Origin of the sequence: Sediminibacterium salmoneum NBRC 103935 (assembly GCF_000511175.1) — a bacterium.
In the GTDB taxonomy this organism is placed as follows: Bacteria; Bacteroidota; Bacteroidia; order Chitinophagales; family Chitinophagaceae; genus Sediminibacterium; species Sediminibacterium salmoneum.
The window spans coordinates 1,972,463-1,993,809 of the sequence record NZ_KI866530.1; the positions used below are offsets into that span (position 1 = coordinate 1,972,463).

Here is a 21,347-nt window from a genome sequence, read left to right on the forward strand (position 1 = left end):
CTGGAACTGCTACACAATACTGGCGAGGTGATAAAACTTGGCAAACGCTTACTTCTGATGTAACTACAGAAGGATCAACTAATTTATTCTTTACCAATGCAAGAGTAAGAAATGCATTAACCTTAACTACAACAGGAACAAATGGTTCAGCCACTTTCAATAATACAACCGGTGTATTTAACATTCCTAGTTACACTCTTAATGGTTTAGGTGGAGAACCTAGTATTACAGCCGGAACAACTACACAATATTGGAGAGGCGATAAATCCTGGCAAACGCTTACTTCTGACGCAGCACAAGAAGGGGCTACTAATCTTTACTTCACACCTGCCAGAGCACAAAATGCAATTACCTTATCCACCAATAATTCAAGTGGTCCTGCTACTTATAGTGGGGGAACATTAAATATACCTAACTATACATTATCTGGATTAGGAGGTGAGCCAAGCATTTCTGCAGGAACTGCTACACAATATTGGAGAGGAGATAAATCCTGGCAAACACTAAATACAACCAATGTGCCAGAAGGAACTCAGCAATATTTTACACAAACGAGGGCTAGGTCTTCAATTTCTTTAACTACATTGAACAACAGTGGTTCTGCATCATATGATAATACTACCGGTGAATTAAATATCCCCAATTATACATTCGATGGAATTTCACCTATGACGGCTACTGGAGATATCATATTTAGAAATTCATCAGGTAACGCTGCTGCTCTCGCCGCAGGAACAAATGGGCAAGTTTTAACATTAACAAGTGGCATTCCAGCTTGGGCTAGTTATGCAGGATGGAAGATTGATGGAAACACAGGCTTAAATCCAGCTGATAATAACTTTATAGGAACTACGGACAATGTGCCATTTAAAATAAAAGTTGAAAATGTTAATTCTGGAATAATCACTACACAGACACAAGGAAAATTAAATACAAGCTTTGGATTGGGAACTCCGATATTTTCAAATACTGCGGCAGAAAAAAATTCGGCTTTTGGAGCTGGAGCATTATTCTCAATTACAACTGGAAAAGATAATACTGCAGTTGGACAGGGATCTCTTTCATTGAATATGACTGGAGAAAACAATACAGCAATTGGTCAGTCGGCTCTTGCAAATACTACAGGATCAAGCAACACTGCTGTTGGACAAGCATCAATGCAAACTAATACTATAGGTATAAACAACAGTTCACTCGGTAAAGATGCACTTTATACAAACCTATCGGGAAATTCAAATACAGGAATTGGTCATTTTTCTTTAAGATTATCAACTGGAAATAATAATTCAGCAGTTGGTCAAGCATCATTGGCAAGTTTAACTTCTGGAGATAATAATTCTGCATTTGGGCAAAATAGTTTTGGGAGTTTAACTTCTGGCAGCAATAACACTAGTTTAGGTTATCAATCTGGTAAATATTTTAATGGAAATTCTTTAAATAATCTATTATCATCCTCCAATTCAATTTTTATTGGGACAAATGCTGGCCCTTCAATTGATAATGCGTCAAATCAAATAGTAATTGGTCATAATGCAATAGGTGCCGGTAACAATTCGGTTCAGCTTGGTAATACTTCAACAACCAAAGTAAATACTTCAGGTTCTGTAAATGCAACAAAATTTGTTGGGAAAGCAGGTGTTGGAACTATTGGACTTACCGCATCTGACGGAAGTATTACTTCAGTTTCTGTTGATGGAAATGATGCAGCGGGTGTTATAACAATTAATACTACTGGTGCAATTGGTACCGGTGATTTTTTGACAGTAACATTTGTAAGCCCTTATGAATCAGTGCCTGTAGTATTAATTCACCCAATATTAGACGCTTCGCCAAGTCCATCTAATTTGGAGACAAAAATATACTGTATGCCAAGCAAAACTTTTGCAGGCTCATTCACACTTTCAGCTTCAGGAGCATTAACACCAAGCGCAAAATATGTTATCGCCTACCACGTAATCGGTCGATAATCAGACATAATAAAAAACCGCACCCCATTCGGGGTGCGGCACTTCTAAATCAAAAACAAACCAAATGAAACTACTTGAGTTTCCATTCAAATGGAACGTGGATTCGGAGGGTAAAATTTCTTCCCATATTAAATACACCCATACGGCCTGTAACCATATTCTCTGCAGTGTATTTTAATCTACTTAAATGATTCTGATAAGCTACATCTGCAATATTATTGGCAGCTGCATGAATGGTAAATAGTGTTCTTCCCTTGCTTTGTACATCTGTACCAATTCCAAAATTCAATAAGCTGAATCCGGGTGTTACTGTTTCTGTATTATAAGCAGAGAAAATATTGTTTTGAGCAAAAACTCTGTCTAACTCAAGTTTTACATAAAAATTTCGCAAAGACCCATTGGCTGCTTTGGCAAAATCTCCTCTTAATTCAGTAGTCCATCTTGCCGGTGGAATAAATGGCAATCTATTTACCCCTTCATAGCTTTCCTTAAATCTACCTGCAACTACAGAGAAACTACTTGCCAGGTGCAACCAATCCAATGGATGCGGATGAATATCAATTTTAGATTCAAATCCATACAAGCGAGCCGCATTCTGTCTGAACTTAAATGTCATCAGGTCTTCCCCATCTACATTTACCAATGAGTCTCCTCCTGATACACTGCTCAACTTAGAATAGAAAATATAATTACTGATACTGTTGTAGAAGGCACTTACCTGAAAACTAAAATGCTGGGTCCTTACTTCAACGCCCGCATCTGCCTGAATAGAAGTTTCATTTTTTAGATTTCTGTCTCCATATTCGTATCTGTTGGTTCCTTCGTGTGAGCCATTGCTTGCCAATTCAGTTACAGAAGGAGCTCTGTATCCTCTGGATACATTTGCTTTTAAAGTAACATTGTCTGAAGCCTGGTAACTTAAACCAATTGATCCACTCATATTACTGAAGTTTCTGTTAAATGATTCAAACTTTACTTCAGTTCCTTCTGTAAATCCATCACTGTTTAATCTTCTGTAATCTGCTCTTACTCCTCCGCTTAAAGTTAATTTATCATTGAATGTTTTTCGCGTATAAAAGAATGCACCTGCATCAAATAATCTATACTCAGGAATCAATACTTCTTCTGCTTTGTTCTGATTCTGCTGTTGCATACCATTAACGCCCATACTGGTTTTCCATCCATTCTTCTCTGCAAAATGATATTGCACGTTATAGTTTACCGTCTTTAAATCAAAATACAATTCAGGAACTCCGGGTGCTTCGGGGTCTCCGAATTCCTTTCTTTGATTTCGCTGAAAGCCAACATTTAACTGTAGTCTTCCTGAACCCCAGGCAATATTATTATCCAAAGCAATTTTAAAATGATTAATGCCTTGTGAGGGTGCTTGTGCTTTTCTGTCTTTTAAATCTGCTTCTGTTGCAATTCTTTCCAATGTTGATCCGGCAAACATTACAAACTGACCTGTGGCATCATCTCTGTCTCCTTCAATCATTCCAAAATTCTGGTTGAAATTGCTGACTAATAAATGGCTATACCCCCACTTCTTGTTCACACCAATATATCCACCGAAGTTTCTTTCGTTGAACTGGCTTCCCAATACACGGCCATCATATTTATTCTGGTAAGCATGGGCATTTTTAAATGATCCATAGAGATTCCAGTTGAATCCATTATTAGCATGTCCGGACCAGTTCAGGTGATTGCTGATTAAACCATTATTACTGTTGGTTGCAACATGGTAATTGGCTTTCATTACACCTCTCTCTACCGGTACATTCGAAATAATATTTACTACACCTCCCATACCATCACTCCCATACAACAAAGAAGCAGGTCCTTTTAAAATTTCTACTCTTTGCACGCTTGCCTCATCAATTTCAATACCATGCTCATCTCCCCACTGCTGTCCTTCCTGACGTACTCCGTCATTTATGGTGATTACTCTGTTATATCCTAATCCCCTGATGATAGGCTTACTTACTGCTGGTCCTGTGCTTAACGCAGCTACGCCCGGTACAATTCTGCTTAATGCATCTATAATATTCGTTCCACTACTTCTCTGCAGATCGGTTTTCTTTACTACTGAAATTGCCTGTGGATTCTGACTTAAACGAATGGCTGAAGCAACACCCGTTACAGTTACTGCTTCGTGTTCCACCACTGATGGCTTTAAAGCAATATTCATTTCCAGTGTTTTATCTACACGAATCGTTTTTAAAAAAGCACTATAGCCCATAAAACTAACTTCCAGTAAATAAGTTCCGGAAGGAATTTCTGCTGTCTGATAAAGACCATCTACGCCTGTAATGGTTCCCGTTCTTAACTCGTGTATATAAACGGATGCTCCCACTAGTGGCTTTCCACTTTCCGCGTCGGTTACTTTTCCCTTGATGGAACCATTTGCAAAAACGGCAGTTGTAATCCAACCGCATAAAAACAAACTCAATACCAATGACTTCATAATTTTATTTTTTGCTACTTTGTTGCAAATATAATGGGGTCAATGATATTTTTACATCATTGTTGCATTTTTTTTAAAAAGATTTTTGCTGGGGGATTATTACCGGACTTTCAGCATGGGTCGCACCTGCTGTACAGACAGGTTCTGAAAACGGGCATAATAAACACCTGTTGGCAGAAATCCGCTGTTAAAAGTTACCGTATAGGTTCCGGCTGGATATTCTTTATCTGTTAATACCGCTAATACTCTGCCACTGGTATCAATAATCTGAATCAGGGTATGTCCGCCTGCTGTTTTGAAAGTTATGACAGTGCTGTTAGTAAATGGATTCGGATAATTACTTATCAGTTGCTCAGTGGCCAATGGCTGAGGACGTTTGCAGGCAGCGCCGCTAACTAATGGAAGATTCTGATAATTCTTCAACATGATTTGTTGCAGATCATTGTCGTCTACACATAACCAGTTACTTAATAAAGTGGAATACACAGATCGGAAATCGTATTGAAAAGGAATATTGTCTCCCACTCCTACACTGGCTCCAAAGTTGGGCGTATTACCGGTTACCCCTCCAATCACCTGCTTTCCAAAAACAAATACAGGCGCGGCTGCACCATGGTCTGTACCACTGCTTGCATTGCTTCTGATTCTTCTTCCAAATTCTGAGAATGTCATTCCCACTACTTTATCATCCACGCCCAAAAAAGCCAGATCGGTTTGGAAGGCCTTGATGGCATCACTCACTCTTCCCAGCAATGTTGCATGGGTTCCTGTAGTTGTATCGCCATTGTTTACCTGTGATGCATGTGTATCAAAGCCTCCGGTGCTTACCATGTACACACGGGTTTGCAAGCCACCCTTAATTAAGCGTGCTACAATTTTTAACTGATCAGCCAAACTATTATTGGTGGGATAAGTAGATTGCGTGGGTACTTTACTGGCAGCATCTTTAATTACGCTGGCATATTGTTGAGTCTGCTGTGTTATCTGTCTAATATAGGTTAGCTCTTTACCTGCTGGGGTTGCTGGTGCCAGGTCCTGTACCCCATTTATCAGGTTGTAAAAATTGCTGGTATTGCTGATGCTCATGGCCATATTTACAGATGGTCCCTGCATGGTTAAAGAAGTGGCCGATCCAATTTGTATGGCCAATGGATCTTTCATATTGGCATTGGGATAGCCCGTTGGAAAATTGGGATACTGATAGTCCAAATATCTTCCTGCCCATCCACTGTTTACTACTGTACTGGAATCACTTGCACTCATCCAGATATCAGTTGCCCTGAAATGAGAGAAGCTGGGTTGCGGATATCCCACCGATTGAATGATATTTAATTTTCCCTCGTTGAATAAACTTTGCAATCCTGTCATGGATGGATGTAAGCCAGCTTTGTCTACTCCGGTTAATTTCAACACTTTATTTTCAGGAATAAATATATTAGGCCTTGCATTGGCATAATTGGCAAAGTTCTCAATAGGCACCACCATATTCAATCCATCATTGCCTCCATTCAACTGAATAATCACCAATATATGATCATTCTCTTCTGCCTGCATCTGAAGTGCTGCAGCAAAAACAGAGGATGCACCAAATACTTTAAACGAAAACCCGCTCACCAATGATGGCAGCAAAATACCTGCTGGCACTGTGTTTTTTAAGAAGTCTCTTCTTTTCATAGATTGGATTTTATGCGAGTTGGTACTCTGCCAGGTTCAGTAAATATTTGAGCAAGTCCCTGATTTTATTTCTTACCGTGGTTGTGTTGGCTGTATTACCCGGATTACTGATATACAAATTCCAGGCATCGGTCCAGTAATGATCACTGGTTTGTCCACTTAATAAAATATCTCTCTTGAGTTGTGTCTTTGATGCATCTGATAAATCGATCCGGTACAAATAACTGGTCAGTTGATTAATAAGCGCATTCGGATCAGAAGGCGTGTTGAGTTGTTGAACCAGCCCTAATCCATCTACCTGAATTCTTTTACCACCAAAACTATAACCCGTAACAATCATGGTATCGGTAAACTGATTGCGCTTGGGAAGCGTGTCACTATTGATCCAGATCTGATAAAACTGTGGCTCCTGGTAATAGGCTTTCCATCCACTCACATCCGGCGGGTCGCCTATATTTTGTTGCATATTACTTACCCATGTTACCATATAGTTCCAGTGTGCATAGTTGGTGATATAGTCACTAGAAGGCTGAAACGCCATGGGAAATTCTCTGCACATGCCTACTACCAAATCAACGGGGCTCTTAATTTGACATCCTCTTGATAACACATCAAAAAAATGTTCGCTTTGCAAGAGCGCTTGTAACACAGGTTTTATTTCATAATTATTGCTTCTGAAAATATTGGCCAATGGCGTAATAATATTGGATTCTATGCTTGCGTCTATATCATAATAAACAAACCAGCGATAGATTCTCCGGCAGATATATTTAGCCACTTCCTGTACATTGAAAATCATAGTAAGCATTTCATCCAATTCAATATCACCCGCTGTAACACCCGTCCTGCCTGTAATCACAGTATTGTTATAGAATGAAGAAAACACTTTGGGATTGGTATCGTGTCTGGTTGAATCAAAGTAAGAAGTCATGGTGGTATTATTATTTCTCCACCCGGTTAATACTCTTGCTGCAGCTTTTACATCTGCTTCCGTATATAAGGAATCCGGCCCCTTGCCACAACAGAATAATTCCTGTAACTCTCTTCCATAGTTTTCATCTGGTGCTGTTCTTGTATTCAATTGTCCATTGAGATATACCAACATAGCCGAATCAATCGTAACCGCTCTGGTAAGTATTTTAAAGTTCCCCAAAGCATGTGTTCGTAACAACTGATGATGGCGGTAGATATATTGTGCATTGCCCACATCATTGGTTTCTGTTGCAAAATGATTATGCCAGAACAAGGTCATTTTTTCCAGAACAGAACGATCCTGATTAATCATTAAACCCATCCACCATTTTTTAAAGGAAGCTCTTCGTTGGCTTTGTACCGTACCATCATTGTTTAAATCTCCTACCCAGGTTGAGCCAGACGCAATACCCGTATCCGGGTTAGTAGCCGTGGTGGAAGTAGTATACTCTTTTACGGGTGGCGGGGGGATTACAGTTGCCGGGTTCAGTAGCTCACTAAGTACATCCGGGAGGGTTCGGCCCGCAAAATAATTCAGATCTGCCCTGCTTGCTCCAAACAAAGTTCGTTTTAATAAATGCTGTAATTCAGTCTGTGTAAAAGACCCGGTATAGGGGTTAAGTCCGGTTAATGGTGGTGGATTGTAAAAGTTGTCCATGTGCAGGATTGGTAATAATATGACGCTAAGTAAGGTAATTATGCAGCCTTTTAACATTAAAAATGTCTTATATTTAGGGAAATAAATCCCTTAATGACAGAGCAATCGATACTTGCAGGCTGTTTAAATAATGACCCCTCATCACAAAGGGAACTGTACAATCGCTACAGTCCCAAGATGCTGAGTGTGTGTTATCGTTTTGCCAATAGCAGGGAAGATGCAGAAGATATGTTGCAGGAAGGATTTATTAAGGTCTTTACACAAATGCATACGTTCCAGAACAAAGGAGCTTTTGAAGGATGGATCCGAAGAATCATTGTTCATACCTGTATTAACTTTTTAAAGAAAAATAAAAAGTTCAGCAATAGCATTGACCTGGAACAGGCCGATTATCTGGAAGTAAAGGAGGAAACCATGCCTTCCGTAATGCAGGCCAGACAGATCATTGAATGCATCAGACTTTTACCCCTAGGATATAGAACGGTTCTGAATCTATATGCCATGGAAGGGTACAGTCACAAAGAAATTGCAGACATGCTAGACATTGAAGAAAGCACAAGCAGAAGTCAGTACACCAGGGCAAAGTCTATGCTGGAAGCTATTTTAATTAAGAAAAGAATTATTGAGCAACCCAGAGAAAAACTCTCATGGGCCACTGCTTTTAAGCAGTAGCAAATAGGATATGGATCGTAAGTATAACCAAGACAACGCATTTGAGCAATTCCTGCGGGAGGAGCTGAAGGACCATCGCATGTATCCTGCGGATAGTGTATGGAAGAAAATCCGTACCCAAATTCACGGGAATCCTACCTGGCCTGCATTAACGGTTATCTCTTTACTTATCATTGTTGGTTTAACGGTTTCCACTTTACTGATTGCACCATCTGCTCATCAATTTAATTTTGATACCAGCAATATCCAAAAAGCTGAGAAATCAATGGTAGAGCAAAGGATGCATGCACCCAGTCCAAGGGAAGCTTATTACCATGCCATTGAGCCACAACATTTAACCCAGCGTGCCATTAAACAGCCCATGGTTGCTGAAACTGAACTTACTGTAGCCAATACAACTATACCAACGGTTGAAACAGCTATTGGTAACGATTGGCAGATGGCTAAAGTTAACATCAGGAATATTGTTCCGGCCCAGCCATTAACCCCAGCCGTCAAAGAAGAAACTGAAACTGTTGCTGTTACTGAGAAATCTGAACCAGAATCGGTTACAGAAAAAGCATGGTCAGCCAATATTACCAGGATTGCCCTGGCTTCCGTACCCGAAAAAAAAGCAGTGAACATCAACCTGTCGGATGAAAAATTAACACCGGCTGTTAACCATTCTCTTCAGCTTCCGATTGCAAATAGAAGAATTGGTTTCCAGTTTTACGCAACGCCTTCTACCAGCTATCGTTCTTTATCTGATGCAGAAGTAAAAGAAATAGTTCAGCCCAATAACAATTCCATCGCGCCTGCTCAGAACGTACCGCTGGCATTAAGTTATACCGCTGGCGTTAACGAAGTGGTAAGACACAGACCGGCCATGGGACTGGAAGTGGGGCTGGCAGCATTATACAATATTAACTCCCGTCTTAAATTCAAAGCCGGCTTACAATTAAATATTCGTCAGTACCATATTGAAACTTTCCGAAGTGCAAATGGCATTGCTACTGTTTCATTGCTTAATAACGGTAGTATTGAAAATCTGAACCTGTTCTCCAGCTACAACAATACGGCAGGTTACAAACAGGAACAATTGAATAACAAGAGTTATCAGGTAGCTGTGCCATTGGGCGTACAATGGGATATTATAAAAGGCAAACAGTTTGGCATCAGTGCAGAAGCTACCGTACAACCAACCTATTCATTTAATTCCAGCGTATTCCTGCTTTCAACAGATTACAAGAACTACACCGATGGCAATGGTTTTGTAAGAAGGTGGAATGTAAACACCAGCGCCGGTATCCATATCAACTTTAAATCGGGTTCCAATCAATGGCAGCTGGGTCCGCAAATCAGGTATCAGCATTTACCCACCTACACCAACCGCTATCCTATTAAAGAGTATTTAATGGATTATGGCATCCGCCTCGCTTACACGAAACAACGTTAGTATAGTTGATTTTGGATAGCTTTGCAGCATGAAATTTCTGTCTTCCATTTGTGGATTGGTTTTGCTATTTTTTTTTACTGCCCTTGTATCTTGTAAGTCTAAACAAAGGAAAGCAGAAAACAAGGGAGCTACCATTTCCGATACCGCAAAGTTCTACCCGATTGAGCGTTTTATTAAGGATGAAATGCAATATGTAGATTTAAGAGATTTCTCTATCACGGAAACCAATATTCAATCGGGTGACAGTACTACCAGGTCTATATCCAAAGATGAATTTTTATCCATTGCAACTGAGGTATTGAATCAGACAAACTGGTTTGCCCAAAACAAATACCTGTATAAGGAAACCGTGTTTCAGGATCTAGGAACTGAGAGCTATACCATCAACTACCAAACAGATCAGGCTGATATTAAAAGCATTGATTTACTGCTGAACGAACAAACCAATCTGCCCAAAAGAATGTTCATAAGAGTGATTCATCAGGATGGTAAGAATACCAGCACCATTCAGTATAGCTGGGTTGCGGGAAAACAGTTCAGTATTGCTAAATCTGAAAAGAATCCTGCTGCTTTAATTGAACAGAGCAGCAAGACTATTCAGTGGAAAAACAGGCCTTAAAATGACCCAGGAAGCATTTCAAAAAATAGCGCATACGATACCACAGGATCCCGGGGTATATAAATATTTTGATGTTAACAAAGAACTGATTTATGTGGGCAAGGCAAAGAGCCTGAGAAAAAGAGTGAGCTCCTATTTCAGCAAGTCATTTGTGGGATACAAAACACATGAGCTGGTAAAAAGAATACATAGTATAGAATTCACCATTGTTGGTTCTGAGCAGGATGCTTTCTTGCTGGAAAACGCATTAATTAAAGAATACAAACCCAAATACAATATTGAACTGAAGGATGATAAAACCTATCCTTACATTATTGTTAAGAGAGAACCTTTTCCAAGAATTTTTTTAACCAGAAGAAAAATCAATGACGGATCTGAATACATTGGTCCATTTACTTCTGCTGGTAAAGTGAGAGAGCTGATTGAGTTTGTAAAACAGTATATCCCTCTGCGATCCTGCAAGTTGAATCTGAGTAAAGAAAATATTGCAGCAGGAAAATTTAAAGTCTGCCTTGAATACCATCTGGGCAATTGCAAAGGCCCTTGCGAGGGCTTACAAAGCCTGGAAGACTATCAGAATGGGATTTTGCAAATGAGAAATATCTTAAAAGGAAATTTGGGATCGGTTGTTGCTCAATTTAAAGAGGAAATGCAGCAGCATGCAATGAATCTGGAATTTGAGAAAGCTGAAATGATCCGGAAAAAGATTGAACACCTTGAAAATTACCAGGCTTCCTCTGTTGTAGTGAGCAAACACCTGACCAACCTGGATGTATTCAGTATTGCCAAGGAAGACAATAAAGCTTATGTGAATTATCTGATGGTGCAGAACGGAACTATTGTACAAACACACTCTGTACCAATAGAAACAAAACTGGAGGAAACAGAAGAGGAAGTGCTGGTATGGGTGATTGGTGAGTTAAGGAATACTTTCAACAGCATGGCAAAGGAAGTGATAGTACCATTTCCCATTGAGTACCCTGATACTTCTCTTATTATCACAGTACCAAAAGCGGGTGATAAAAGAAAACTCCTGGATCTGTCATTAAAAAATATCGCTTACTATCAGGCAGAACTACGCAAGAAAAAAATATTACATCTGGAGGGAAAGACAGAACAGGAACAGAAAAAAGTATTGTACGAATTACAGCAATATTTACAATTGAGCGAAGCCCCATTGCATATTGAATGTTTTGATAACTCCAACTTTCAGGGGGCTTATCCGGTGAGTGCCATGGTCTGTTTTAAAAATGGCGTTCCATCAAAAAACGATTATCGCAGATTCAATGTAAAAACAGTAGTAGGGATCAACGACTTTGCCACCATGAAAGAAGTGGTTTACAGGAGATATAAGAGACTAAAAGAATCCGGAGAGCCATTCCCACAGCTGGTGATTATTGATGGTGGTAAAGGTCAGCTAGGTGCTGCAGTGGATGCTTTCAGATCATTGGATTTAATTGGTACAACTACTGTTGTGGGCCTGGCAAAAAACGAAGAAGAAATTTTTTTCCCGGGTGACAAAGCTTCTATTAAACTTTCCTGGGATAGTGATGCACTAAAACTTGTTCGGCGCATAAGAGACGAAGTGCATCGTTTTGGCATTACCTTTCATAGAAATCAGCGATCTAAAGGAACATTTAAAAATGAACTGGAACAAATCCCTGGTATCGGCAAGACAACTATTGAAGATTTGCTAAGAACATTCAAATCGGTAAAAAACATCAAGCTACAATCGGAACAATCCTTAACCGCCATCATTGGTGCCAGCCGGGCGGCTATATTGATAAAGTATTTTCAGGGTAAGGCATAAAAAAAGGGCCAGGATAGAAATCCAGCCCCGTTTTTAAAATCCAATATCCTATGAAAAACCGAAGTGAAATTACAGTTTCCCTTAGAAAATATAAAAAAACTTTATCCAACAGATGTGAATAAAGAATTATTACAAAGTGAAAAGCATAAAAAAGGGGGGCTGAAAGCCCCCAATATATTAAAACGCTATTTTACAAACAGCCAATTCAGGTTTTAATAAGCCCAAAGATCCTGCTCGTAATTCATGATTTTTGATTTGATATTCTCCCCTTCCAATAATCTGAATAGTGGATCTTTAATAAATGCACTCAAAGACTTATCTCCCGGATTATTAATGGTGCTCTTAATAATATAGCTACTGAAGAAACGGCTTTCGAACAATTCTTCCCAGGTCATTCTGGCTGCTATATTTTTTGGATTGTACACATCAAATTTGGTCAAAGACGCTCTGATATCCGGATAATATACCCAGAATAAAACCCTTGGCATGGACTTACCAGCTACTACTTGTTTGGCAATTGGAGCAATGCCCAGAATTCTGGTGAACATGCGGCTGGCTTCTTTGTCGAAGATTACCTGCTCTTTTATTCTGAATGTATAAACACTATCAGGACTAAATTTTGGCTTCTTGGTAATTACTTTTTCAACTGCACCGGAAGCAGGATCAACTACGTCTACTGTATCTAATGCACCTTCCACCATGGCCATTACCTGTGCAGTTGACAATGGTTTGGTAAAACGATCGTTATCGGGTGAGAAAGCAACCACACTATCATTTTTGATAGCGCTCAACAACAATGAAAAGAATCTTTGGTCACCATTGTCATCCTGAGCAGGATACATGAAAGACTGGTTCATTTTTTCTCTGGCGTCAATTTCTCTCCAGATAAAATGGCTGAATACCGCATCATCTTCACGAAGATCTTCGTATTCCAATGGCTTACGATCTCTAACCTGTGTTCTTAGCATTGCGTAATTGTTTCTTAAAGAAACTTCCGGCTTAGCACCAAATCCTCCCTGTACTGAAGTATCATAGCTGATAGTAACAGGCGCTGAAGGATTATTGGTTGTTGCCGTTGTATTGGCAGTACCAAGAGCAGTGTTATTGCTGTTTCTGTATCGGGATGTACCACTAATATTATTATTAGGAGTTATTGTGGTATCTGCAGCCGGATTAACCTGGTTAACCGCATTTTTAGCTACAGCCGTTTTATTTGTTGTTGCGGGTTTTTTAGGGGCAGGTTTCTTGTACTTGGACTGAGCCATTGCACCAGTTGAAACAACCAGTGCCAAACCCATTAACCAACCTGCATATACCATCTTTTTCATACACACACTTATTGTAAGGTAAATGAAATATTTTGATCCAGTAAGCGGGTACCACCTGGTCCGCTCACTTTAATTTCGTCAATTACTACAGTAGAACCCGCCTGGCATCTGTTTAACAGCGCTTTGGCCTCTGCATTAAAGTAAGTGCCGGTAACTTCGGCAATACCAAATCCACTCTCTTCAAATCCACGTCCTGTGCAAATCAGGGTAAAGGAAACTACTTCATATTTTACACCTTCAAACACGAAGTCTTTTAATTCAGCTGCAACCCCACGTTGAACCCTGAATACATTCGCAGCAATGGGCCCACCGGCTTTACCGCCCACTGTTGCCAATGGGTTTGGAACTCGCTTTACAGGTATCACAATGCGCTGGCTGTTTTTTCCATCGGTTGCAATTACAGTTGCAGAACCTAAATTAGAAGCAGTTACAATGTATTGACCAGGACTTGCTTTACGGTAGCTGATGCCCGCTCCTTCCACATTTACGCTTACTTTCTCGTCACCGCTTCCTCCTGTTACACTCAATGGATTTTCTAAACCCTGATAAAATACCCTGGTCTTGTCTGTTGATACTACTAATCCTGAAGGAACACCAACAGTGTATTTAATTTCTTTGGTAACAGAAGCGGTTGTACCGTCTGGCTTCACAAAAGAGATCGTTACATTCTTTGAGCCACTGGCATTGGGTCTGAACTTGTATTCAAAAGAACCATCCGGAGTGGGTGTTGCAGAAGCTCCGTCTACAGAAACAGTTGGTTGCTTTGCACTATTAAAAGCCCCTACTCCGGCATTTATTACAATCTCTTCCCCTGGCATTACATAACTTGCACTAGCATTTGCTATAGCTTGAAACTGATCATACTCAATTTCTACTTCACCTATTTCTTTGTGACAATATTCAACAGCTTCTGATTCGCTGTTTTTAATGTCGTTCTGAAACTTGCTCAACATAGTAATGGCCGCAACAGTGGGGGTCATATGAAAGAAGCTATATGCCCAGTCTTCTTTAGTTTTTCTTTTATCATTTGACTTTTCAATATCAGGCAAGCTTAGAGGTAAATTACTTCCTATAGCTTTTGACATTTCTGGATCAATTTTAAGTAACTGTTTTCTAAAGTTCTCCAACTTGTCAAATAATTCTATTCCTTTAGCCTTTCCAGTTGGAGGTGCTGAAATAAACAAACGGGTAGCGGCATCCAGGTCGTCTTCCTTAAAATCTTCTTTCCCATCTACTAATTTTAATCCAGCCTCTTTCTTTAACTCTTGCTTTAATCCTTCAATATAATTGTACACTTCATCAGAGAGTTTTTTTGCATCCTGAGCTTTGGGCAACCAGATAGCTGCTTTATCGCGTGTGGTAGGATCTTCAATTTTTCTTTGAAAGGATTTAAAAATCTCAGAATTCTTTTTTTCCGCAACTCCGGTAGCCGTCATCAGGCTCTTGTCTACGGTTTTAAAAGCATTCAATATTTCTGAAGAAACGTTTAGTGCAAGCAAAGCCGTTAACACGAGATACATCATGTTAATCATCTTCTGCCGCGGTTCCTTAGGTAATGACATATTTTTCTTATTTATCTAAATGCGTTGTTCAATTTTATTCCCAACCAATTATCTGCCCTGCATTGCAGTAAGCATATTGCCGTATACCTGATTCAATTTGCTCAGGTTGGTAGCCAATGCAGCAATTTGTTCTTTAGCTCTCTGAGCATCTTCTGCAGTACTATTCATAGCTTCAGAAGCTGCTGATAGTTTACCATAGAATTGATTCAACGCTTTTAAATGATTATTACTTTCCTGTAATTCCAACTCGTAGATGGTATTTAAGGAAGAAAGGTTTTTGGTTAATCCCTGAACCTGAATATGGAACTGCTTATTGCTTTCGGCAGCAGCTTCAAAACTAGATAAGGAATGTACTGCGCCATTTACTGCGGTAGCTACTGAACCCAATGCGGTTGCAGCTGCTTTTGAATTGGCACTGAAATCACCGGTAGATTTTACCACATCGCTGATTTCACCCATTTTCTCAATGGTAGTTCCCAGTTTTTTGAAGCCTTCACTTAATTTTCCAAGGTTTGCAGGCGTAATATCTGCTTCTGCCAACATTTTTTCCATGCTTTTCAATGCAGGATTACCGGAATCTGCAACAACTACGGGTGCACCCATATCCGGAGGAGGTAGAATGGCATAAATAATGAAAATCAATGCCTCAGTTGTTAAACCAATTTTTAAAGCCCAGTCGGCCCAAGAAAGGTGAAGGATTTTTGCCATTGCACCAAAAATCACCACGGCAGCACCAAGAGATACAACAACGTTTACCGCGCGATTAACTGTAGGAGAAACACCTGAAGCCATAATTGTATTTTTTGTAGTTTATTTTATTTTTTCATTTTAGGAGCCAAATCGATTACACAACGGAAACCGATATAAGATTTTGCAGTATCCTGGTATTCGTAGTTACGAGTGCTAACCTGAATCTGATACTGTGTATCTTTCCAGGAACCACCTCTGATAACTTTACGTTTTTCACGAGGACGATCAGAGTCTTTTGCGTCATAACGAACATCCGGACTCATATCAGACAAGAAATTATAAGAACCTTCATAAAAAATAAGAGCCCGTCCATTCTGCCACATTTCCACTCATATTATATAAGCCATAATCATTGGGCCAGTAAGCATCTGCTTTAACGGTGTAGAATCCACCGTCTTCGGCATAATTACCTCTTCCGGGCTTAAAGTTGGCTAATAAACAACCTTTCTTGTTACGTGTGTAATAGTTACCCCATGGGAACATAGAGTTGGTTCGGCCGCCTCTGGCAGCGTATTCCCATTCTGCTTCAGAAGGCAGACGGTAATCACCATCGTAAGCCAAGTTCTTCTTGGCAAGGGCAGCGTTCTGATAATGTGTTCTCCAGCTACAAAAAGCCATTGCCTGCTTCCAGGTTACCCCCACCACCGGATAGTTTCCGAAAGAAGGGTGAGAAAAATAACGCTTGGTCATTGGTTCATTATAGGAGTAAGAGAAATCTCTCATCCAAACCAATGTATCCGGATACACTTTCTGGTTTCTTTTAACAATAAAGTTCTTTCTGGGCTGACCGGCATTCTCTCTTTTAGCCGCTTCAGCCAGGTCAAAATATTCAATGCGGTAAACCAATTTGTCAGGATCAATTTCAGGTTTTCCGTAGAGTCTGTTATCCGGTGCCAGATTCAACTCATTCAATTGCTCAACAGTTTTTCTATCCCATTTGATGGTTTTAACTCTTGCCCAATCAACAGCCATGGTATCATCTTCTTTATTGATCCCCTGACCAAATAATATTTTGAAAGAAAGAGAATCTCTGACCCAATTTACAAACTGACGGTATTGGTCATTTGTGATTTCCGTTGCATCCATCCAGAAACCCGGTATAGAAACCTGTCTGTTTCTTGTAGTGTACTGGTAGCTGATATCTTCATCGCTGGGACCCATGTGAAAGGTACCAGGCTGGATATACACCATATTCCTTGGAGGATTCATATTCTGCTTGGCAGTTGGAGCCACTCCATAGAGTTGGCCATCATCTGGCAATCCTTTGCCTCCCTTGCCTTTGAACAGGTTACAGGAAGTGACCGTAAACGCACAAATTGCCGTTACAACCAAATAAAAATGTCTATTCATGACCACAATTGATTTTGACAGGAGCAAATATATTGTTTCAAATGACTGAGTACTATTAAAATGTACTGTATCAAATGGTTTTTAAGTAAATTTTACAATCAATAATAGCTAATTAAGTTCAACTAAATAGGTTTTGTTCATAGGGCCTGTCAATGGCAAATTACTTATAAAGTTGTTACATAATTGCTAAAGATAAACTAGAACGAAAAAAAAGGCGAAATGTTGCCTGAACTGCCAACAAAAAACCCCTCGTTTGAGGGGTTTTATATTTATTTTTTTACTGATTTAACGGGTGATTTAACTGCGATCTTTTTGGCAGCGGGTTTAGCTGCTTTAGCAGCCGGCTTGTCTATAGCTTTCCCTGCCGGTCTGGAAGAAGACTTAACGGATGATTTTCCCGGCTCTTTACTGGCTGATTTTTCTGCAGGAGGATTTGCTAAAAACAATTCCAGTGCAGCTACCATACTGGGTCTTTGAGGACTTGGTACCTGTATCTGCAGTTCAAAACCAGCATCCACTACCGCTTTGGAAGTATTGTTTCCAAATGCAGTAAATACGGTTCCATTCTGCTTAAAGTCTGGGAAATTATCCAAGAGGCTTTTTACCCCACTTGGCGTAAAAAGACAAATCATGTCGTAATCGTTCTTCTGCAATACAGGTTTAATATCGTTGCTGATGCTTCTGTACATATAAGCCAGCTGAAAATCGCAATGATTGTTTTTTAACCAACCGCAGATTTCGTTATCCTGCTGATTCTCACTGCACACATATAAAAACTTTTCAGCCTCTTTGTGCTTATTGATTACATCAAGCATGCTTTTATTGGTACCATCTGCCCCATAGAACACTTTGCGTTTTCTGTACAAAATAAATTTTTGCAAATACAAGGCAACTGCTTCTGTTATGCAGAAGTATTTGGTATCCTGGGCAATACTTAGTTTCATTTCCTCAGACATTCTGAAAAAATGGTCAATGGCATTTCGGCTGGTAAATATGATGGCCGTGTATTGCTGCACGTCTATTTTCTGTTTCCTGAATTCTCTTGCAGGAATACCTTCCAGTACAATAAAAGGATGAAATACCAGTTGAACGTTGTATTTCCGCTCCAAATCAAAGTAAGGCGAACGCTCACTCTCCGGTTTTGGTTGGGAAATCAGAATCTTCCTGGCTGGTTTTGAATTTACGCCTTGCTTAGCCCCGTTTTTGCTCATGCTTGCTCTGTGTTTTGCAATTGTAAAATATCAGCCTAAATTTTCAACCAACAGCTTATAAATCAAGGCCATTGGTAAAATTTCTACAGCGCAAAGGTAAAGGAAAAAATGAAAAGGATTAACCTGTAACTCAGACCTAAGCAAGCCAAATGAAACAATATAGCGGTAAAAAAACAACAATGTTACAACACCGAATGAAATGGTGAGGGCTATTACGGCAATGGGTGCTTCAGCAAATGCCATTAACACAGTCAGGGGGAGTAAGACCACTCCCATGATCCGGTTCACCACTGCCACCAGAAATAAATAAGAAGATGCCGACTGCCCATTATTGAACACCCAGCCAGCAAAGGAAACAAACAGGTATTTTCCCAGATAAATAATGGCCAGTACAGCAGTAGAATAGGCATAGAGTATCCAGTATGACATATCCAGCCAACGGTACTGCTGAATCATTAAAGTAATAAATAAACCTGCAGACAATAGAAAAAACAAGTTAATCAACAGAGAAGCCTGTCCATCCTGTTCCAACTGATCCTTGGTTTGCTTTTGTCTTAAAGAGGTTTGAAAAAACAACCGGAATAGATTCTGAAAATATTTAGGAAAAACATTTTTAATAAAGCCCAACATGAAAACTAAAAAAGTACAGTATAAAACAAGGCATCCTTAGACTGCTTGTCCTTATAGTCTACAATCATAAAAACCGGGGGTTGATTCAAAGGCAGATAAGGATGGTATGCAATTCTTCTGTAAGTGCTGGTATCAATCATTTGAAGCTGCTTTTCAAATGCCGCCTGCTCCCGGTTAATGCTGTCTGCAGCCAGACTATCTGCAACAGATGCGCTATCCGCGGGAATCCGGAATGTGTCCTGCGTTATTTCAGCAGGCTGCTGAATCCTGCGGTTTGAATCCTGCTGCGCAGCAATCCACTGCATGCATAAAAAACAGACCATTACTAGAAATAAACGATTGCGCATCCACACAAAAATATTGATTGCAGTTTATTAAACGTTCAGGTTAGCAGAACAATGCTAATTTTAATTTTTAAATCATCATGTCAGGCATCTATCTACATATCCCTTTTTGCAAAAAAGCATGCAATTACTGCAACTTTCATTTTTCTACCAATCAACAGAAAATGGATGACCTCGTTCATGCATTGGCAGAGGAAATAAAGCTGCAGCAGCATTACTTCTCAGATACGGTTGAAACTATTTATTTTGGCGGTGGTACACCTTCACTGCTAAAGCCTGCACATTTAAGTTTTTTGCTGAACACGATTCATCAATATTTTAAAGTAAGCAATGAGGCAGAAATAACGCTGGAGGTCAATCCGGATGATATAGATTCAATTAATGTAAAAGAGTGGAAAAGCCTGGGAGTTAACCGGCTTAGTATCGGGATTCAGTCTTTTCAGGAAACCGATTTACAATGGATGGGAAGGGCCCACAATGCCCTGCAGGCAAGAGATTGCATACAGCTGGCCCAGGAAGCAGGCATCACCAACTTATCCATTGATTTAATTTATGGCGGTCCTACTCTGCCTCATGAAAAATGGAAACTGAATCTAAAAACGGCTATTGACCTGGGTATCCCACACTTATCCTGCTACGCACTAACTGTTGAACCCAAAACTGCACTGGCACTTAAAATTAATCGGCAGGAATTGCCAGACATCAACACCCAACATCAGTCTGAACAGTTTGAAATGCTGCAATCTATCACGGGGGAAGCTGGTTATGAACAATACGAAATTTCTAATTTTGCATTACCCGGAAAAAGAAGCAAACATAATTCAAGTTATTGGTCGGGCGCCCATTACCTGGGTCTCGGTCCTTCTGCACATTCCTACAATGGAAAGAGCAGACAATGGAATATCAGCAATAATTCACTGTATATTCAATCCATCAAAAAAGGGGAAATTCCTTTTGAAATTGAAAAATTAACCACTGTTCAGCAAATCAATGAATACATCATGACTGCTTTAAGAACAGTTGAAGGTATTTCTGCTGAGAGGCTGAATATTATAGGCCGGCAAGATATTTTCCATGTGCTAGTTAAGGAAGCACAGAAATTTATTCAACAAGGCTTAATGGAATGCAGCAATGAATACCTCCGGATTTGCCCGCAAGGAAAATTCATGGCTGATGGCATTGCCGCTGAATTATTTCGTGACTAGTGAATATTGTCTACCGTATTATCAATGGTCTGCAACAAGCTCATCACTATTGGATAAAAATCATGCTTCTGAGGGTGCTTTGAGGTGATTTTACCAGCTATCTTATCCAAAGACATCAGTAAATTATCCTTGTTTACACTTTCTTTCTGTATATGATTGGGGCGATGTATTTCAAAATCATCCCTTAGTAATTCCATAATAGAAACTTCCAGAATTTTGGAAAGATCTTTAATATGCTTTACCGTTAACTGAGTATATCCATTCTCAATTTTACTGTAAGCATTCTGGGAAATTCCCATTTGCTTGGCAACAAATTCCTGTGTGTAGTTTCTTTGTTCTCTTACTTTACGAATAATGGTTTCTGGCACTTTTAAACAGTTTAGGCTTTTAATACATATTTAAGCCACAATTTGTTTAAAAATTATTGCAAAAAAGCCTCAATTTGTTTAAAACCCTCTTCGGCAGGCAGATTTTCCCACAAAATGTCATGGATGGCAGCTGCAATCGGAAGAGCTGCTTGAACCGTTTGGTTGGTCTTATTTATACATTTACTGGCAAAATATCCCTCAGGTAACATATTAAGTTCCAGCTGAGCAGACTTAACCGAATAGCCTTTCCCCAACATATTCCCGAAAGTGCGGTTTCTGCTATAAAGGGAGTAACAGGTTACCAGTAAATCGCCCAGGTAAACAGAAG

General features: G+C 39.7%; 19 protein-coding genes. 6 read left to right on the top strand and 13 right to left on the bottom strand.

Annotation, left to right across the window (positions count from 1 at the left end; all coding sequences use genetic code 11):
* On the top strand, positions 1–1,967 hold a 1,967-nt coding region (locus tag P767_RS16585; protein ID WP_037351710.1), incomplete at its 5' end, for a beta strand repeat-containing protein.
* A 70-nt stretch (positions 1,968–2,037) separates the two neighbouring features.
* Here the strand turns inward: P767_RS16585 and P767_RS0109180 are convergent.
* The 3 genes from P767_RS0109180 to P767_RS16590 all read right to left on the bottom strand — a co-directional run bounded on the left by P767_RS0109180 (position 2,038) and on the right by P767_RS16590 (position 7,735).
* Positions 2,038–4,431 carry a TonB-dependent receptor gene (locus P767_RS0109180; RefSeq protein WP_026764264.1) on the bottom strand — a complete coding sequence of 798 codons (2,394 nt, stop codon included), beginning with the start codon at positions 4,429–4,431 and terminating at the stop codon, positions 2,038–2,040.
* Between the two features lie 99 nt (positions 4,432–4,530).
* Positions 4,531–6,105 (bottom strand): DUF1501 domain-containing protein, encoded by a 1,575-nt coding sequence (locus P767_RS0109185; protein WP_026764265.1) that lies wholly within the window; start codon positions 6,103–6,105, stop codon positions 4,531–4,533.
* Between the two features lie 10 nt (positions 6,106–6,115).
* The gene (locus P767_RS16590) at positions 6,116–7,735 is read right to left on the bottom strand and encodes a DUF1800 domain-containing protein (RefSeq protein ID WP_051417261.1); all 1,620 of its coding nucleotides are present in this window, start codon (positions 7,733–7,735) and stop codon (positions 6,116–6,118) included.
* Positions 7,736–7,828: 93 nt separating this feature from the next.
* On the opposite strand from P767_RS16590, the gene P767_RS0109195 reads away from it, so the two are divergent.
* Genes P767_RS0109195 through uvrC form a run of 4 tightly spaced genes read left to right on the top strand, consistent with a single transcriptional unit; the run spans position 7,829 to position 12,271 of the window.
* Complete coding sequence (locus P767_RS0109195; protein ID WP_026764266.1) at positions 7,829–8,407, top strand: RNA polymerase sigma factor; 579 nt, start codon at positions 7,829–7,831, stop codon at positions 8,405–8,407.
* Positions 8,408–8,417: 10 nt separating this feature from the next.
* Positions 8,418–9,842: an outer membrane beta-barrel protein gene (locus P767_RS0109200; RefSeq protein ID WP_026764267.1), complete on the top strand. Its 1,425-nt coding sequence runs from the start codon at positions 8,418–8,420 to the stop codon at positions 9,840–9,842.
* Between the two features lie 28 nt (positions 9,843–9,870).
* Positions 9,871–10,461 (top strand): hypothetical protein, encoded by a 591-nt coding sequence (locus tag P767_RS0109205; RefSeq protein ID WP_026764268.1) that lies wholly within the window; start codon positions 9,871–9,873, stop codon positions 10,459–10,461.
* 1 nt (position 10,462) lies between these two features.
* Entirely contained in the window at positions 10,463–12,271 is a 1,809-nt protein-coding gene (gene uvrC, locus P767_RS0109210; RefSeq protein WP_026764269.1) for an excinuclease ABC subunit UvrC, read from the top strand.
* Positions 12,272–12,483: 212 nt separating this feature from the next.
* Here uvrC and porN read toward each other — a convergent pair whose 3' ends face one another.
* The 8 genes from porN to P767_RS0109250 form a co-directional block, all read right to left on the bottom strand.
* Positions 12,484–13,599 carry a type IX secretion system ring subunit PorN/GldN gene (porN, locus tag P767_RS17665; protein WP_051417262.1) on the bottom strand — a complete coding sequence of 372 codons (1,116 nt, stop codon included), beginning with the start codon at positions 13,597–13,599 and terminating at the stop codon, positions 12,484–12,486.
* Positions 13,600–13,607: 8 nt separating this feature from the next.
* Entirely contained in the window at positions 13,608–15,161 is a 1,554-nt protein-coding gene (gene porM, locus P767_RS0109225) for a type IX secretion system motor protein PorM/GldM (RefSeq protein ID WP_026764270.1), read from the bottom strand.
* A 48-nt stretch (positions 15,162–15,209) separates the two neighbouring features.
* On the bottom strand, positions 15,210–15,953 hold the full coding sequence (gene porL, locus P767_RS0109230; protein WP_026764271.1) for a type IX secretion system motor protein PorL/GldL: 744 nt from the start codon (positions 15,951–15,953) through the stop codon (positions 15,210–15,212).
* A gap of 23 nt (positions 15,954–15,976) precedes the next feature.
* Complete coding sequence (locus tag P767_RS18980; RefSeq protein WP_051417263.1) at positions 15,977–16,174, bottom strand: SUMF1/EgtB/PvdO family nonheme iron enzyme; 198 nt, start codon at positions 16,172–16,174, stop codon at positions 15,977–15,979.
* A gap of 25 nt (positions 16,175–16,199) precedes the next feature.
* On the bottom strand, positions 16,200–17,261 hold the full coding sequence (gene porK, locus P767_RS16600) for a T9SS ring complex lipoprotein PorK/GldK (RefSeq protein ID WP_051417264.1): 1,062 nt from the start codon (positions 17,259–17,261) through the stop codon (positions 16,200–16,202).
* Between the two features lie 269 nt (positions 17,262–17,530).
* Positions 17,531–18,472 (bottom strand): uroporphyrinogen-III synthase, encoded by a 942-nt coding sequence (locus tag P767_RS16605; RefSeq protein ID WP_084799891.1) that lies wholly within the window; start codon positions 18,470–18,472, stop codon positions 17,531–17,533.
* Positions 18,473–18,502: 30 nt separating this feature from the next.
* Positions 18,503–19,102 carry a DUF4271 domain-containing protein gene (locus P767_RS0109245; RefSeq protein ID WP_026764272.1) on the bottom strand — a complete coding sequence of 200 codons (600 nt, stop codon included), beginning with the start codon at positions 19,100–19,102 and terminating at the stop codon, positions 18,503–18,505.
* A gap of 5 nt (positions 19,103–19,107) precedes the next feature.
* On the bottom strand, positions 19,108–19,407 hold the full coding sequence (locus P767_RS0109250; protein WP_026764273.1) for a hypothetical protein: 300 nt from the start codon (positions 19,405–19,407) through the stop codon (positions 19,108–19,110).
* Positions 19,408–19,526: 119 nt separating this feature from the next.
* On the opposite strand from P767_RS0109250, the gene hemW reads away from it, so the two are divergent.
* Positions 19,527–20,651: a radical SAM family heme chaperone HemW gene (hemW, locus tag P767_RS0109255; RefSeq protein WP_026764274.1), complete on the top strand. Its 1,125-nt coding sequence runs from the start codon at positions 19,527–19,529 to the stop codon at positions 20,649–20,651.
* Here hemW and P767_RS17960 read toward each other — a convergent pair.
* Both P767_RS17960 and P767_RS18880 read right to left on the bottom strand, forming a co-directional pair.
* Positions 20,648–21,019: a helix-turn-helix domain-containing protein gene (locus P767_RS17960; protein ID WP_071840065.1), complete on the bottom strand. Its 372-nt coding sequence runs from the start codon at positions 21,017–21,019 to the stop codon at positions 20,648–20,650. The two genes, hemW and P767_RS17960, sit on opposite strands and share 4 nt — an antisense overlap.
* 53 nt (positions 21,020–21,072) lie before the next feature.
* The coding region (locus P767_RS18880) for an NAD(P)H-dependent glycerol-3-phosphate dehydrogenase (RefSeq protein WP_037351711.1) at positions 21,073–21,347 on the bottom strand (275 nt) is incomplete at its 5' end.